This window comes from Pseudoalteromonas caenipelagi (assembly GCF_013140855.1).
GTDB lineage: Bacteria > Pseudomonadota > Gammaproteobacteria > Enterobacterales > Alteromonadaceae > Pseudoalteromonas > Pseudoalteromonas caenipelagi.
The window spans coordinates 361,825-376,331 of the sequence record NZ_JABBPG010000002.1; the positions used below are offsets into that span (position 1 = coordinate 361,825).

Below are 14,507 nucleotides of genomic sequence, written 5' to 3' on the forward strand. Positions count from 1 at the left end.
TTAAGTAGACCACTGCAAAAAAGCACAATTGAGTGGTTAGAGGTTTTCGGTTGAGGCGGTCAGTTTGTTTCCGTGAGGTGTGTATTTTACTGCGGTGTCACTCATTGAAACACCAGTTAAAATAAATAATTAAGACATATATGGACGCCCAGTCTTTGTAAAACAATACTAACCAATCGAGGTGACTTTTAGTCGCCTCACTTTATTAATGACCTTTAAGCTCACTTTTGATTCTGAATTAACCGGTACAATTTATCAATCAGAGGTTCATGAAGGTGTTCTAAGTCTTCACAAAGTATTAAAATAGACCAAAAAGCTTGTTTCTCGTATTTAGCTTAAAAGGGAGACTTGAGTTTGCATTGCAGCTAACTTATTTGCTGTATTTGAGCACAACGTCTTACCGGTTCTCATGCCAGAACAAAAGTAAAATTCTCAGAGATAGGAACGAAATTTTCACCTACTTATGATCCCAGTAGGATATAATCCACGCCAATTTAATCAGTAACCATTCCATTGTAACGGTCTAACTTTTGGTAACGTATGTACAACAATATTAAATCCCAACTAAACGCGTTAAAAAACAACAAAGCATTTGAGCTATCGGTAGTTGCAGTGATCATCATCTCGGCGCTTGAAATAGGTGCTAAGACGTTCCCACTTTCCAGTGGTGCAATTTCTGTTACCCATGTGCTCGATATATTCATTACTTTGTTTTTTCTATTTGAGCTCTCTGTGCGTTTCATTGCTGATGAGGATAAAAGAAGCTTCTTTAAAAAGGGCTGGAATGTTTTTGATACCTTAGTGGTTGTGATTAGCTTAATCCCAATCAACGACAGCGAAATGGCTTTACTTGCAAGGCTTGTCCGCGTGTTTAGGGTGCTTCGAATGGTGTCGGTAGTCCCAGAGTTAAGGGTGTTAATCAACTCATTAATAAAAGCGTTGCCGCAGCTGGGTTACGTCATTTTATTAATGTTTATCATCTTCTATATTTATGCAGCGATTGGTAGCTTTGTGTTTAAAGACATTAACCCTAAGTTGTGGGGAGATATTGCCATATCTATGCTCACACTATTTAGGATTATGACTTTTGAAGATTGGACCGACATCCAATATGAGACAATGGAAGTATATCCTATGTCTTGGGTGTTCTATTTAACCTTTATTTTCTTCACTGCGTTTGCATTTTTAAATATGGTTATTGGTATCGTGGTTAATGTGATGGAAGAGGAGCGCTCAAAGCTGAGAAAGGCCAAAGAAGACGCTAAAAACATACCAACCATTGAAGACTTGCATAGTGAAATCCAACAGCTAAAAGCGTTGATTGTGCAGCAGCAAAGTTCCAAAGAAATAACAGACAAAGAAAGCGCATTGTAACTCAAAAAGCCACCGCCGCTCGCCACAATTAAATAAAGCCATCTAACTAAAAATAGACTTTGGTTGTAAGTTAGATGGCCCAAATACTTATTAAATCTACCAATAGTCGAACTCTAAAAGAGCTGCTAAAGCGCTGTTGTTAGACAAGTTATAAGCTAACTAAGAAGATGCCAACCTTGTTTGCAAGACCAAGTGGTTGGCATTTTTTATACAATAAACCTTTGTAAAAAAACGGTCCAGCAAATATCGGTACAAATTTCACAAACTTACCTGTTTAATCCGATAAATTTTTACTTTCAGCGTACACGTGTAAGCTTATAATTTGTCAGTAAAATTTCTTAATGGAATGAAACTCCAGTAAAAAACTCGTTAAAATTTTCAATAGAGTGATTGATCTATTGTCATTTTTGTGCCGTAATGTAGGTATATCTATCTGGTCGGATGAGTTGATTATGAGTTTAAGAACACAACTAAAGAAAGTTTTACCTAGCATTTCAGTAACAGAACAAGAAGCACTTGATGCAGGTGATGTATGGCTTGAAGGGTCTATCTACCGTGGTAAGCCTGATTTTGATGCACTAAGAGCAGTACCTGAAGCAAAATTAACTGCTGAAGAGCAAGCATTCTTAGAGGGGCCAGTAAAAGAATTAATGGCAATGGTTGACGATTCTGTTATTCAAAACAGTAAACATCTACCTGATCATATTTTAGAGTTCTTGAAAAAAGAGCGATTTTTCTCACTAATTATTCCTAAGTCATTTGGTGGTCTTGAGTTTAGCCCTTATGCAAACTCGACTATCGTTGGCACTATAGCAACTAAGTCTTCTGCTGTAGCAGTAACGGTCATGGTTCCTAACTCGTTAGGTCCGGGTGAGTTACTTCTTCACTACGGCACAGAAGAACAACAAGCACATTATTTACCGCGCCTTGCTAATGGTCGTGAAATTCCATGTTTTGCACTAACAAGTCCAGAAGCAGGTTCAGATGCTGGTGGTATTCCTGATATCGGTATCGTTAAAAAAGGTCAATACAATGGCGAAGAAGTTCTTGGTTTAGAAGTGACTTGGGATAAACGCTATATTACGCTTGCTCCAATTGCGACTGTACTTGGGTTAGCGTTTAAAGTAGAAGACCCAGATGGTTTGCTAGGTGGTAAAGAGCACCTAGGTATAACTTGTGCGCTTATTCCAAAATCACACCCTGGTGTTGAACTAGGCAATCGTCATGATCCAATGGGCATTCGTTTTTATAACGGGACAACCCGTGGCGAAAAAGTATTTATCCCAATGGACTTTATCATTGGTGGTCAGAAGAACATTGGCCGTGGTTGGCAGATGCTTGTAAGTTGTTTAGGTGCTGGTCGCGGTATTTCACTTCCAGCGTTAGGTGTTTCTACTTCTCAAGTGGCGCTTAAGTCAGCATCAGAGTATGCAGCTGTTCGTGAACAGTTTGGTTTGTCTATCGGTCAATTTGAAGGTATTCAAGAAAAGCTTGCTGACATAGCAGGTAAAACTTACCTACAAGAAGCGATGCGAGTGTTAACTACGGAAGGTTTAGGCATGGGCTTAAAACCATCAGTAGTCACTGCAATTGCAAAATATCATATGACCGAAATTGGTCGTGATGTACTTGATTCGGCGATGGATATTCAAGCGGGTAAAGCAATTCAAAATGGTCCACAGAATACCCTAGCCAGTGGTTACGTTGCTCAGCCTATTGCGATTACAGTAGAAGGCGCAAACATTCTAACTCGTAACTTGATGATTTTTGGCCAAGGCGTAATGCGTTGTCACCCATACCTTCAGTCTATGGTTGAGTCTATCCACAGTGAAGACAAAGGCGCAGATAAAGCATTTAACAAGATTTTACGTAAAACAGTAGGATACAGCGTTGCTAATAGCTTGCGAGCATTTCGCTTAGGTGTGTTGCCTTTTACTGCAGGTAGCAAATCTTCATTACCTGAAGTTCAAGGTTATGAAAAAGCGGCACATCAGTTATCGGCAAAGCTGGCGGTATATGCAGATTTCTCTCTACTCGTGTTAGGTGGAAAGCTAAAACAAGCTGAAATGCTGTCAGCGCGTTTAGGTGATGTGATGAGTTACTTGTACGCAGCTATGGCATCTATTAAGTATTACGAGCAAAAAGTTGCAGTAGCAGACAGACAAGCGGCTGCTCCATATTTCCATTATGCAACACGTTGGGCTTTGCAAAATGCAGAAAACGCACTGCATAAGTTTTTAGATAACTTCCCAGCATCTGTAACTCGTAAGTTTATGCGTGTTATAACTATGCATTATACGTACAAAATGCCAGCTATCAGTGATGACTTAGTACGTGAGCTTGCAAAAGCCGCGCAAATGGATACCGCATTTAAAGCGCAGCTTACGCATCTTATCAAGCCAACAGCTGGCGATGGTCATGACATTAATGAACAAGCTTATAAAGCTAAAATGGCCTGTCTAGACCTGTTAGCCAAAGTTAAAAAAGCGATTCGTAGTAAAAAGATCAAAGCGGGTGTTCGCTTTGCACAAACGCTTGATAATGCACTTGCTGCTAATTTAATAAGCTCGCAAGAATACGCACAGTTAATCGACTACAACAAGAAGCGTGAAAAAGCGATTCGAGTTGATGAGTTTGACTTTGATTTAAATTTGCTTGATGACAATGCCCAACCAATAGATAAGGTTCAGCAAGCAAGCTAATCGATATTCAACAATGCCTAAGTGCTAGCAGTATTGGCACTTAATTATATACAAAGCCCCTGAACTATATGTCAGGGGCTTTTTTTATTGGCAGAAAATGTTAGCGTTTAAGCTAAACGAGTAACGATATAACAAATATGCTTTACGAAATTCTCAGTGAAAAGTTCACAGATATTGTAGATAAAGAAAGTAGCAGCCAGCTTTGGAGTGGCTGTGGCTCAGTCAATAGGATGTGTTTAGACGGTACTGATGTGGCTGTTAAGTTTGCGCAGGTACCTTCACAGCTCACCCATAGAAACATAGCGCAATCAAACTTTGCATTAACACGTAAATTAAAGTCATATCAAGTTGAGCTGGCTTTTTATCAACTTCAATCAGCCCAACTTAATAGTTTTTGCAATGTGCCTAAGCTGGTACACGCGGTTCAGCGAGACTATACAACGTGTTTAGTGTTATCTGATTTTACCTATGAAGGGTTTACTACGATAAATGAGTTGTCCTTAGCTCATCATCAACAGGTGTTAAATTGGTTGGCGAGATTTCATAGCTATTTTATCTTGCAAAGCAATATTGGCTGGCGAGAAGGTGGGTATTGGCATTTAGCTACTCGTCCTGATGAGTTCCAAAGAATGGCTCACAGTGAACTAAAGACACACGCGAATTGCTTTGCCTCGCTCATTCATAGCTGCCCATACCAGACTCAAATTCATGGTGATGCCAAAGCTGCAAACTTTGCGTTTAACTCTGATTTGGTAGTGTTGGGGTATGACTTTCAATATTTTGGTTCTGGAATAGGTATACAGGATGTGATGTTGTATTTCACAAGTGTATTTGATGATGACGGCCTGCAAACCAACGCCGATATGTTGCTTGAATACTACTTCTCAATTCTTTTGGATAATTTATCCGTTACACTCAGTGTTCAAAGTGCTTCAGATATTATTGCCAGTTGGCGTGGATTATGGTCAGTAGTGTGGGCGGACTTTTATCGTTTTTTATTAGGGTGGAAGCCGGATCACTTTAAGATCAATCACTATATGCGCGAGCAGTCTCAAAACGCATTGAAACTTGTTAGAGGTTAGCTATGTTATTTGCATTGTTGAGTGCTCTTTGTTGGGCTGGGTTTGATTTTTGCCGAAAGAAATTAGCGAAATATTATAGCGCCCCGCTTATGTCAGTGGTGTTTAGTCTCAGTGTCCTGCCGGTATTTTTTGGGTTGTGGGTGTACGAGGGCGCACGATTACCGTCAGACGGGTACTACCTAAGCGCAAGTGTCAGTGGGTTGTTAGCTGCAGTAGCCAGTGTCGCATTTATTCGTGCACTTGCTATTGGCAAAATAGCCATCGTCTTATCAATGTTATCTTTTACTCCTGTATGTTCTGCTTTATTAGCTTGGTTATGGCTAGCAGAGCCGTTGACGACAGTTCAAATTTTAGGAGTTATGGGTATAGTTGGTGGCTCATTTTGGCTTATGGGGGCACGTTTTAAAACCCCTGAAGGTGGTGTCTGGCTAGCATTGCTCACATCATTGTGTTGGGGCTGTAGTATCGTATTTGATAAGTATGCTTTACAGTATTCAGATAGGACTTTTCATGCCACCTATATCACCAGCATAGTACTGTGTGCTACTGCTGTGGTATTGCGGGTAAGAGTTAAGGTTGAAGACATTCAAAAACACATTTGCTGGTGGAGTGTTTCAGCTTTGATATTTTCCAGCGCAGTGATTTTTCAGCTTGTGGCAATCGAGTTAATGCAGCCAGGTATTGTGGAAGGATTAAAGCGCTCAATTGGGATTACAAGTGCAATGCTGGTGGGCGCTTGTTTTTTTAAAGAGCAGCTAACTGGCAAACAAAGTGCGGCTATCATACTTATGCTGCTAAGCACCCTCGTATTACTGATATAAAAAACGCCCGTGAATACGAGCGTTTTTTATAGTTTAAGGCTTAGTTACAAGCGCCTAAGCGTTTCCAAACATTACTGAAAATGTCTGGTTGTGCAGAACGAGACCACCAAATTGCTTCATACTTGTAGTTTTTATATGAAACTTGGTCGCCAATCTGGTACGTTTTTGATACTGACCAAGCTGATACACCATCGCATCCTGGCGGTGTAACATTACCTACTTTCACTGACTTGGTCACCGAATCAGACTTGTCGCCATCCAATGCTGTAAGCGTTACTTGGTACGTGCCTGCTGCTGCATAAGTGTGGCTTGGTGATTCTTGTGTGCTGCTAGTATTGTCGCCGAATTGCCATGAATAGCTACGGGCATCAGTTGACGAGTTTTTGAACTCAACAGTAGTACCATTTACGCTGAAGCTAAAGTTTGCAACTGGGCCACCAACAGGGTCACCACAGCCATTTTGTGCGATATAATCATACGCAGCTTTCGCTTGCACAATACCGTAGCCGTAAGATGTATCGCGACCTGCGGCACCTTTATCTTTAGCTGTATTGTTTAGCACTTTACGAATTTCATCATTAGTACAGTTAGGGAAGTGGCTCCATACTAACGCCGCAACACCAGATACGTGAGGTGTTGCCATTGAAGTACCACTGATTGACTTGTAGCCATTGTTGTTCCAAGTTGAATTCACACCCACACCTGGTGCTGCAATTTCTACCTGACTGTTATACTGTGAGAACGATGCTTTGTTTTCTGAGCTATCAACTGCAGCGACTGAAACAACCGCATCGTAAGATGCAGGGTAGCTTAGGCTGCTGTTGCCGCTATTACCTGCCGCTGCGATATGTAATACACCACGATTATAGCTTTGTTGGAACGCATTACGTTCTGCACTTGAGCTACCACTGCCGCCCAAACTCATGCTTGTTACATTTGCACCAGCTGCTTCACATTGCTCAATTGCTTTGATCAGGTCCGAACCATATGCCCAGTTACCTTGGTCGTTAAATACTTTTACGATGTGTAAACCAAGTTGACCTGATGGGTTGACACCTACAACACCTTGACCATTGCCACCAATAGCAGCAATTGTGCCCGCTACGTGTGTACCGTGACCATTGCCGTCGTTGTACCAGTTACCCGTGTCGTTTGAACCATAGCCATCATTACCAGTAATACCTGTACTAGGAAGATCTGGGTGATTTAGCGTATAACCTGTATCCATGATACATACTTTACGGTTACCACTCATGTTGTCGGCAAGCTGATTTGCTTGAACCATGTTGATTCCATATGGTGTCGACTCAGCCATAAGGAATCGCTTAGGATCTTCCTCAACATTTGCCACTTGTGGGTTTTCTTTAAGCTCTTCAAGCTTCTCTGGGCTTACTTCCATCACCACCGCGTTCACACTTGGCAGCGCTGTCATTGGGTCTAAATTTAATTGGCGTGCGAACGAAGTAAGCGCTTGTTGCTTATAGTTCACAGCATCAGACTTAGATACGGATAACGGTAGTGTGCTGATTGCGTTGTCTTTTAGTGTTACGATTACGCGTTGACCTTCGTCTGCAGATACAGTGCCCGCACTAAGTGCTGCGCCTATACATGCTGATAGTACTGAAAGTTTTACGCTGTTAGAAACTGTTTTTTTCATTTTAAGTTACCTTTTTTACATGTTGTTAACCGCTGTAAATAAAACAGGTAAATTAAAGTATGTCAACAGTATGTTTTTTGAACTATAAGTTGAGTGTGGATATTTAATTTATGAATAAATTTATATGGCATAGAATTGTTAAAAGTGCATTTTTTTAAGAAAAAAATATACTTAAAGCAGTTTTTTATTGGATAAAAAATTATTTTACTAGCGCTGTCATATTATCCAGAGTGAAGGGTTGTGGCGCAGGGGTAGTATGTGTGTACGAAAAGTATCTGAAGTCTATTTTTTCTAGTCCTTTAGTGTGTATAGCTTTATATAAACTCTCATACTTTGGTTTATAAGCCTTAAAGATAGGTAGTTTCAAATCGCCTATATAGTTTTTGTTGTTTGCGTCAAAGTCAGAAATCTTAACAATAGCTAAAGCCCCTAAAGTGACGTGCCCCCCTACAGAGACATCTAGCCTCTTATGTTGATCTTTGTCCCAATTTATTCCCCCTATCAGAATATACTGGCGCATAGAAAGTTCAGTTGCCGCTCTGACGGCACCAGTTGCCATTGCGTCGTTTGCCGCCCAAATTATTTTTGTATTACTAAAACGTTGTAACAAACCCTTGGTAATATTATAAGCTTCTTGCTCAGACCAGTTCGCATTTACTCTTTCTAGTAATTTTAGATAGTAAGAACGATTGCTATAACTTAATAAACCTTGTTCGCGCAGTTTAGCCGCGTCTGTTGCTGATTCTCCAAGCAAAGCAAGTGTGCTAATCGTAGGGTTTTTGTTTGACTTTACAATTAGGTTTTCAAGCTCTTGTATCAGTAGGCGACCAGCTTGATAATTATCAGGAACTATAGAACCCAAAATACCAAAACCACGGGATCTTAACCGAATCATTTCTTGTTTTGTGGGTTTGTTGAGCAAAAATATGATTTTGTCGTGGACTTTTGTAGAGGTGAGTAATGTTTGTGTTGCTGCTGACTTTTCATCCACAAGAATAATGTAATGGTCTTTTCTTGTTAGGGCAGTATTTATCAGCTGTTTCATATGAATATGATTACGCTCAGCATATATAATATTTAGATCTACATCTAAGTCTTCTGCAGCAGCTTGCATAAAAGCCGATACATTTTGCCAAAAGCTACCAGTTGGGTTGTCTTGCGAGAAACCAGGGTTAACAAACGTAATTTTTACCTGTTGTGCATGACAAGTCATGGCGAAAAAGGAAATACACAACAAAGATATGAGTTTTTTTAACAATGCTTACCTCCTTATTGTTATTTAAGTAGTTATTATGGCACAAAAATATAAAAATACTTTGCCTAATCATAGTAATGTCTTTTTGTAAGACTATGTTCGTGCCCAAAAGATCATTATAATGCGGCTCTACTTTTGGGAGGATATATGTATCGTTTTTTTTGCCTAGTTTTATTTTGTATGAGTTCGCTTGTTATAGCCAAGCAAAGTAGTGATCTCGAAGTGACGATGAAAAATATGGGGCATGCTTACAAACAAGCTATGAAAAGCCAATCACAGCAAGACTTAGTAGCACAGATTGATATATTTAAAGAGCATTTACTAATTAGCCAACAGCATACATTTACGGCCAAGTTGCAAGAGCAATCACAACAAGGACTTAACAAAGTCTTGAGCGTTATCGACGAAAGTAGATTATTGGCAGAGCAGGGAAAGTTAGCTGAAGCTAAAAAAAGACTCCAAGAAATAGATGAATTAAGAAAGCAATATCATAAATTACATGAGCCTCCTAGCTTTTGGGATTTACTGTTCGGGAAGTAACCCATAATAGAGACCCACTTTGTGCAATTCTGCTACAAAATAGTCAGTATTATTAATTTTTGTCGAAATCCGTTTGAATATTGCGCAACTGTTCAGAATGGGACTAGCTATTCGTAGCCAGCCTGATATAAATAAAATAGCGTAATGTTTAATAGGGAGCCGCTATGACGGAACAAAACCAACATTTAGATAATAGCGTCATTGCGACATTAAAAAATAAAGATCATTCGTCATTGAGTGAAAAGCTGGACGGATTAGCTTGTACCCATAGCGATATTATTGAGCTTTTGGCCCAGTATCAGGCATTAAGTGAACAAGATGACGATGACAAGTTTGATAATTGGTATGATGGACTATGTCAGTCTCAACTCGATGTGTTAAAGGCCTTTGAAGTTATACGGGCACATTTTGAACAAGAATATCAGTAGTGTCATTTTTGTTATTAACATGATATTTAAAGTGACTTTTACATAGCAAGTAACACATTTGCTATTTTGCAGTAACTACTTCCTTTGTCTATGATTAACGGCTTTGAAGCGTTTGACAAAGGAAGTGTTATGAAGCTCACACTATCTGCTCTAATCATTTTTACAATAAATGCAGCTTACGCCAATGTTCAGAACGCAATTTTTGCGCAACCAATTACTGAGCAAGTTACTCTACTTAGAAGTATTGATAGTTCTACAAATATCGGTTTAATAAAGACATCTCAAGGCGTTGTATTAATTGACCCCATGCCTGGAGATGAGCAATTAAGCCGTTTACGTGACACCATCCAATCTTTAACCTACCAGAAAATCCCCATTCGTTATGTTCTTAATACCCATGCACACTCTGATCATACTGGTGGTAACGCATTTTTTGTGCGCCACGGAGCGGTGGTTAATAAACCAAATAATGACATTGTGTTGTATAAAGTGCGTTCTCATAGCTCGGATGACTTTGTTTATTATGTCTCTCAAAGTAATGTTTTGTTTGTAGGCGATGTGTTTGACACTAGCTGGCACCCAACGTTCTATGTCGGGGGAGTTAAAGGCTTTACCAAAGCAATAGACACAATTTTGCATATTGGTAACGAGCAAACCATTATCGTACCAGGCCACGGCCGAATTGCTGACAAAGCGCAGTTAAGAGAGTTTCAAAAAAACACGTTAGCATGGATCGGCAGAGTGGAAGCTTTGCATGCAGCGGGGGCTAGTACGTCTAAAATCGCAACTGATCCGCAAATATTGTCGCTTATTGAAAAATTTAACAACGACAAGCAAAAGCATTTTTTACCTGAAAAAGCGTTTCACCGTTTTATAAAAAGAACGGTTTCAGTAATTAACAATGACAAAAAGTATTAAGTAGCAATTAGAACCCCTCGATAGGGGTAGCTACCAGCTTGTCGCCACTACTTAATTGACAAATCGTATTTAAGAATTAATGCGTCGATATAGCGCTCACGCAGTGAAAGGTTGCGTTCGTGCTTTGCTGGGTGACTAAAAGCACGATTGAGTAGTTTAATCGCTTGCAATAGCGTCGGGCGAAGTTCTTGATTGATACTGGAAGCTGTTCTCTCGTCAGTTATTTCATCTACTATGGCGCGACCCAATTCAATTTGTACAAGCTCTTCTACCAATCCATTTTGGCTTATAGTACCGTATTTACTGCATAGAAACTGTTGCCATGCATTTTGCACTTGCTCGCACAAATCGTCGTTGAAGCGATCGTCTTGACAACTAAAGCCTTGTTGCTGGCATTTACTCAAACTTTGCATATATTGCTGATAAAATAATTCGTAGGCGTGAGCTGGGTTAGTCACTTTGTGTTTGATTAAATCAAGACCCCATTGAGCGCTGCCTCTTGGGTAATAATCAGTGAATTCTTCACACTCATAAATACCTAAAAAAGAGCTGCACTTAATTTGGTTTTGAATACTATAACTTGGTTTTGGAAATAAACCTTGTTGTTGCCAATCAAACAGTTGCTCTGCATCAATTTTCAATGCGTGGCAAAGTTCATCAGTGTGGTAAAAATAAGTATTTAAATAGTTAAGTAAGCTCATAGTGGTTACTGGATGAATGTACAGTGTTTTGATTTTGACCCATGTCTAGGTCTTTTTCAAGCAAAAAGATATTTTTATCCTAGTTGAGTCGTCACTTACAGCAAACAAAAGGTGATGTGTGATTGAGCGATTTACTTGTTTTTGAAAAAATTTAGTGCTTTGACCCTCGGATAATAAAGTGATTTGTGGTAAAACAGTGCGCAAACTCGACAACTGCAAAATTAGAGCACTATGCGAACGATTCAAACGATAAAACAAGCGAGCCTAATTACGGCAATCAAAACACCATACAGCATGAGTGGTGAGATTGATCTAGATACGTATGACGAGCTGATAGAAGCACAGATTGCCGGGGGGGTTGACGGCATTATTGTTGGTGGTACGACAGGCGAAGGCCAATTAATGAACTGGGAAGAGCATTTAATGCTGATTGCACACAGTGTTAATAAATTCTCAGATAGAATTTTAATCGTCGGTAATACCGGTAGCAACAATACACGTGAAGCAATTAAAGCGACAGAATACGGCTTTGCTTCTGGTATGGATGCTGCCCTGCAGATAAACCCATACTATGGAAGAACCTCTATCGAAGGCGTAAAAACCCACTTTCAGCATGTGTTAGATATTGGACCTGCTTTTATATACAACGTACCAGGGCGTACAGGGCAGGATTTAACCCCTGAAATTATTGAACCGTTAGCAAAACACAAAAACTTTATTGGTGTGAAAGAATGTGCTGGCAATGAGCGTATTGCACATTACGAGTCTAAAGGCATTGCGTGCTGGTCTGGTAACGACGATGAAGCGCACGATAGCCGTCATCAATGCCAATCGCATGGGGTGATATCAGTGACGTCTAATTTGATTCCTGGTTTATTTCGCAAGTTAATGGACAAAGAAAATAACGAGTTAGATCAGCGGCTAAAGCCGCTTATGCAATGGTTGTTTTGTGAGCCAAATCCTATAGCAATTAACTCTGCTTTGATTATGACAGGGGCTGTTAAACCTGTATTTCGCCTACCTTATTTGCCTTTAAATGACGCACAACAACAACAAGGCATAGAGCTTATTAATCAGCTTAATGAAGCTGATGTGGTGGGAGGCCGAGCTAAACTAATCGATCAAACACTATTAAAGCTTTGTTAGGTTTGAACAAATAACGTATAATCTGCGGCCCTTAAGTATTGGTCGCAGGTTTTTACCATGAATTTTAAATCTTTTAGCTTTTCACCTTTGCTGTTACAAGCATTAGACGAATTAAATTTCCATACCCTCACACCAATACAGCAAGCCGCTATTCCTGTTGTTCGTAAAGGCCACGACGTTTTGGCAACAGCGCAAACTGGTACAGGTAAAACAGCTGCTTTTGCATTACCAATTATTCAAAAACTACTTGATGAAGGTGCGTGTGAGCAACCTCGTGCACTGATTGTGGCACCAACACGAGAGCTGGCAGAGCAAATAGCTTCAAACTGTGCGGCATTTTGTCAGCATACAGACCTTAAAACGGTTGCTTTGTTTGGTGGTGTAAGTCCTGAAGGACAGGCACAGTTGCTAGCGAAAGGGGCTGATATTGTTGTTGCAACACCTGGACGTTTACTTGATCAGATCCGATTAGGTAACTTGAGCCTAGCTAAAGTAACTCACTTAGTGCTTGATGAAGCTGACCGTATGCTCGATATGGGATTTATCACCGATATGCAGCAGGTTATTAATTTAGTTGACGAAAATAGACAATTGTTATTGTTTTCGGCGACTTTCCCGCCTGCCATGAAGCAATTTGCCTCGCAAGTATTACGTCACCCTAAGTACGTACAAGTTACGCCTGAAAACACCACGGCAGAAACTGTACGCCACGTGGTTTACCCTGTTGAGCAAAGTCGTAAAAGAGAGCTGTTATCAGAACTAATAGGAAAGAAAAACTGGCAGCAGGTACTGGTTTTCGTCAATATGAAAGATGTTGCTGATGAGCTGGTGGAAGAGCTTAACCTAGATGGCATTGCTACAATTGTTTGCCATGGTGACAAAAAGCAGGGCGCACGTCGCAGAGCATTAAGAGAGTTTAAAGAAGGTAAATACCGTGTGTTAGTTGCGACAGAAGTTGCAGCTCGAGGTATAGATATTGAAGGCTTACCGCGTGTTGTAAACTACGACTTACCTTACCTCGCCGAAGATTACGTTCACCGCATAGGTCGCACAGGTCGAGCAGGAAACGAAGGTCAAGCGATCTCGTTTGTATCTCGAGAAGAAGAGCAAGTGTTAGTTCACATTGAGCAGCTTATTGAACAGCAAATTAAACGATACTACCTGCCAGGCTATGAAGTGAGCAATCGAGACTCACTGATTAGCAAGCTCACCAAAAAGCCTGCGCATCAACGCCGTCAGCCAAGAAGTAACCGCCCAAGTAACCAAGCGAGTGGTGAAGCAAGAGCTAAAAACCGCTCGCGCATTGCAAATGTGCGTAAACAAATAAAGGGCAAAAAGCTAGGTCTGGATAAATAACTCAGCTTAGATTTAATAGAGGCTTGTAGCAGCTGTACATACAAGCCTGTTCAATTCTTATACATAACCCGTTTTCTCAAATGTTTGGGCTATCATTAGCCAACAACTGTTCAAACTGCCATTTACCTTTCTAAAATCACACGTATTGTTTTGCTTAATTGTGTACTCAGCTTTTTGTACGGTGTAGTGACGCTCATTTTTAACGCATCTCTAAACAAGTTTTCACATCGCTTTCGTTAGTATCATTAGGTAAATACATGAGCACTAAAGTAGCGGTTCAAAGAGCATAGCGCTAATATACTTTAGTATGTTTGTAGGTGGAGCATTGATTGCTAGGGATTAAAGGAAATATATCCATGGTTGCGGGAATACTCGAATTATTATGAGTTTAATAAACGTTAAATATTTGATTTATAGTTAAACTCAGCTGTAAATTAAAACACTAAACTACGATTAGCCTGTCGTGTTCTCTAAATTACATTGAGTTATTTATCAATTTTAAATACTCATTAAATTCACTGCCCAGG

At 40.1% G+C, this 14,507-nt stretch carries 12 protein-coding genes; 9 read left to right on the forward strand and 3 right to left on the reverse strand.

Translation table 11 applies throughout. The annotated features are described in order from the left end of the window. The first annotated feature begins 540 nt into the window (after positions 1–540). The 4 genes from HG263_RS06315 to HG263_RS06330 all read left to right on the forward strand — a co-directional run bounded on the left by HG263_RS06315 (position 541) and on the right by HG263_RS06330 (position 5,979). Entirely contained in the window at positions 541–1,374 is an 834-nt protein-coding gene (locus tag HG263_RS06315) for an ion transporter (RefSeq protein WP_171625228.1), read from the forward strand. Between the two features lie 452 nt (positions 1,375–1,826). Beyond that, positions 1,827–4,076 carry an acyl-CoA dehydrogenase gene (locus tag HG263_RS06320; protein ID WP_171625229.1) on the forward strand — a complete coding sequence of 750 codons (2,250 nt, stop codon included), beginning with the start codon at positions 1,827–1,829 and terminating at the stop codon, positions 4,074–4,076. A gap of 137 nt (positions 4,077–4,213) precedes the next feature. Beyond that, positions 4,214–5,158 carry a protein kinase family protein gene (locus tag HG263_RS06325; protein WP_171625230.1) on the forward strand — a complete coding sequence of 315 codons (945 nt, stop codon included), beginning with the start codon at positions 4,214–4,216 and terminating at the stop codon, positions 5,156–5,158. Between the two features lie 2 nt (positions 5,159–5,160). Beyond that, positions 5,161–5,979: a DMT family transporter gene (locus tag HG263_RS06330; protein WP_171625231.1), complete on the forward strand. Its 819-nt coding sequence runs from the start codon at positions 5,161–5,163 to the stop codon at positions 5,977–5,979. 40 nt (positions 5,980–6,019) lie between these two features. Here the strand turns inward: HG263_RS06330 and HG263_RS06335 are convergent, their stop codons facing one another. Both HG263_RS06335 and HG263_RS06340 read right to left on the reverse strand, forming a co-directional pair. Beyond that, positions 6,020–7,636, reverse strand: coding sequence for a S8 family serine peptidase (locus HG263_RS06335; protein ID WP_171625232.1), 1,617 nt, complete (start codon positions 7,634–7,636; stop codon positions 6,020–6,022). A gap of 199 nt (positions 7,637–7,835) precedes the next feature. Further along, positions 7,836–8,894 carry an ABC transporter substrate-binding protein gene (locus tag HG263_RS06340; RefSeq protein WP_171625233.1) on the reverse strand — a complete coding sequence of 353 codons (1,059 nt, stop codon included), beginning with the start codon at positions 8,892–8,894 and terminating at the stop codon, positions 7,836–7,838. Between the two features lie 177 nt (positions 8,895–9,071). On the opposite strand from HG263_RS06340, the gene HG263_RS06345 reads away from it, so the two are divergent. The 3 genes from HG263_RS06345 to HG263_RS06355 all read left to right on the forward strand — a co-directional run bounded on the left by HG263_RS06345 (position 9,072) and on the right by HG263_RS06355 (position 10,777). Next, positions 9,072–9,431, forward strand: a complete 360-nt coding sequence (locus HG263_RS06345; RefSeq protein ID WP_171625234.1) for a cytochrome b562 — start codon at positions 9,072–9,074, stop codon at positions 9,429–9,431. A gap of 164 nt (positions 9,432–9,595) precedes the next feature. After that, positions 9,596–9,859 carry a hypothetical protein gene (locus tag HG263_RS06350; RefSeq protein ID WP_171625235.1) on the forward strand — a complete coding sequence of 88 codons (264 nt, stop codon included), beginning with the start codon at positions 9,596–9,598 and terminating at the stop codon, positions 9,857–9,859. A 129-nt stretch (positions 9,860–9,988) separates the two neighbouring features. Beyond that, positions 9,989–10,777 carry an MBL fold metallo-hydrolase gene (locus tag HG263_RS06355; protein ID WP_171625236.1) on the forward strand — a complete coding sequence of 263 codons (789 nt, stop codon included), beginning with the start codon at positions 9,989–9,991 and terminating at the stop codon, positions 10,775–10,777. 47 nt (positions 10,778–10,824) lie between these two features. On the opposite strand, the gene HG263_RS06360 is transcribed toward HG263_RS06355, so the two are convergent. Further along, positions 10,825–11,478: a DUF6058 family natural product biosynthesis protein gene (locus HG263_RS06360; protein ID WP_171625237.1), complete on the reverse strand. Its 654-nt coding sequence runs from the start codon at positions 11,476–11,478 to the stop codon at positions 10,825–10,827. 231 nt (positions 11,479–11,709) lie between these two features. Here HG263_RS06360 and dapA point away from each other — a divergent pair, with 231 nt between their 5' ends. Together dapA and HG263_RS06370 are read left to right on the forward strand one after the other, a co-directional pair. Continuing rightward, positions 11,710–12,624, forward strand: a complete 915-nt coding sequence (dapA, locus tag HG263_RS06365; RefSeq protein WP_171625238.1) for a 4-hydroxy-tetrahydrodipicolinate synthase — start codon at positions 11,710–11,712, stop codon at positions 12,622–12,624. A gap of 57 nt (positions 12,625–12,681) precedes the next feature. Then, positions 12,682–13,980, forward strand: a complete 1,299-nt coding sequence (locus HG263_RS06370; RefSeq protein WP_171625239.1) for a DEAD/DEAH box helicase — start codon at positions 12,682–12,684, stop codon at positions 13,978–13,980. The last annotated feature ends 527 nt before the right edge of the window (positions 13,981–14,507 follow it).

What these genes read in the sequence shown, in the direction of transcription:
- HG263_RS06320 (WP_171625229.1), top strand. Translation starts at nt 1,827, where the DNA reads ATGAGTTTAAGAACACAACTAAAGAAAGTTTTACCTAGCATTTCAGTA.
- HG263_RS06315 (WP_171625228.1), top strand. Translation starts at nt 541, where the DNA reads ATGTACAACAATATTAAATCCCAACTAAACGCGTTAAAAAACAACAAA.
- HG263_RS06335 (WP_171625232.1), bottom strand. Translation starts at nt 7,636, where the DNA reads ATGAAAAAAACAGTTTCTAACAGCGTAAAACTTTCAGTACTATCAGCA.
- HG263_RS06350 (WP_171625235.1), top strand. Translation starts at nt 9,596, where the DNA reads ATGACGGAACAAAACCAACATTTAGATAATAGCGTCATTGCGACATTA.
- HG263_RS06330 (WP_171625231.1), top strand. Translation starts at nt 5,161, where the DNA reads ATGTTATTTGCATTGTTGAGTGCTCTTTGTTGGGCTGGGTTTGATTTT.
- HG263_RS06325 (WP_171625230.1), top strand. Translation starts at nt 4,214, where the DNA reads ATGCTTTACGAAATTCTCAGTGAAAAGTTCACAGATATTGTAGATAAA.
- HG263_RS06370 (WP_171625239.1), top strand. Translation starts at nt 12,682, where the DNA reads ATGAATTTTAAATCTTTTAGCTTTTCACCTTTGCTGTTACAAGCATTA.
- HG263_RS06345 (WP_171625234.1), top strand. Translation starts at nt 9,072, where the DNA reads ATGAGTTCGCTTGTTATAGCCAAGCAAAGTAGTGATCTCGAAGTGACG.
- dapA (WP_171625238.1), top strand. Translation starts at nt 11,710, where the DNA reads ATGCGAACGATTCAAACGATAAAACAAGCGAGCCTAATTACGGCAATC.
- HG263_RS06355 (WP_171625236.1), top strand. Translation starts at nt 9,989, where the DNA reads ATGAAGCTCACACTATCTGCTCTAATCATTTTTACAATAAATGCAGCT.
- HG263_RS06360 (WP_171625237.1), bottom strand. Translation starts at nt 11,478, where the DNA reads ATGAGCTTACTTAACTATTTAAATACTTATTTTTACCACACTGATGAA.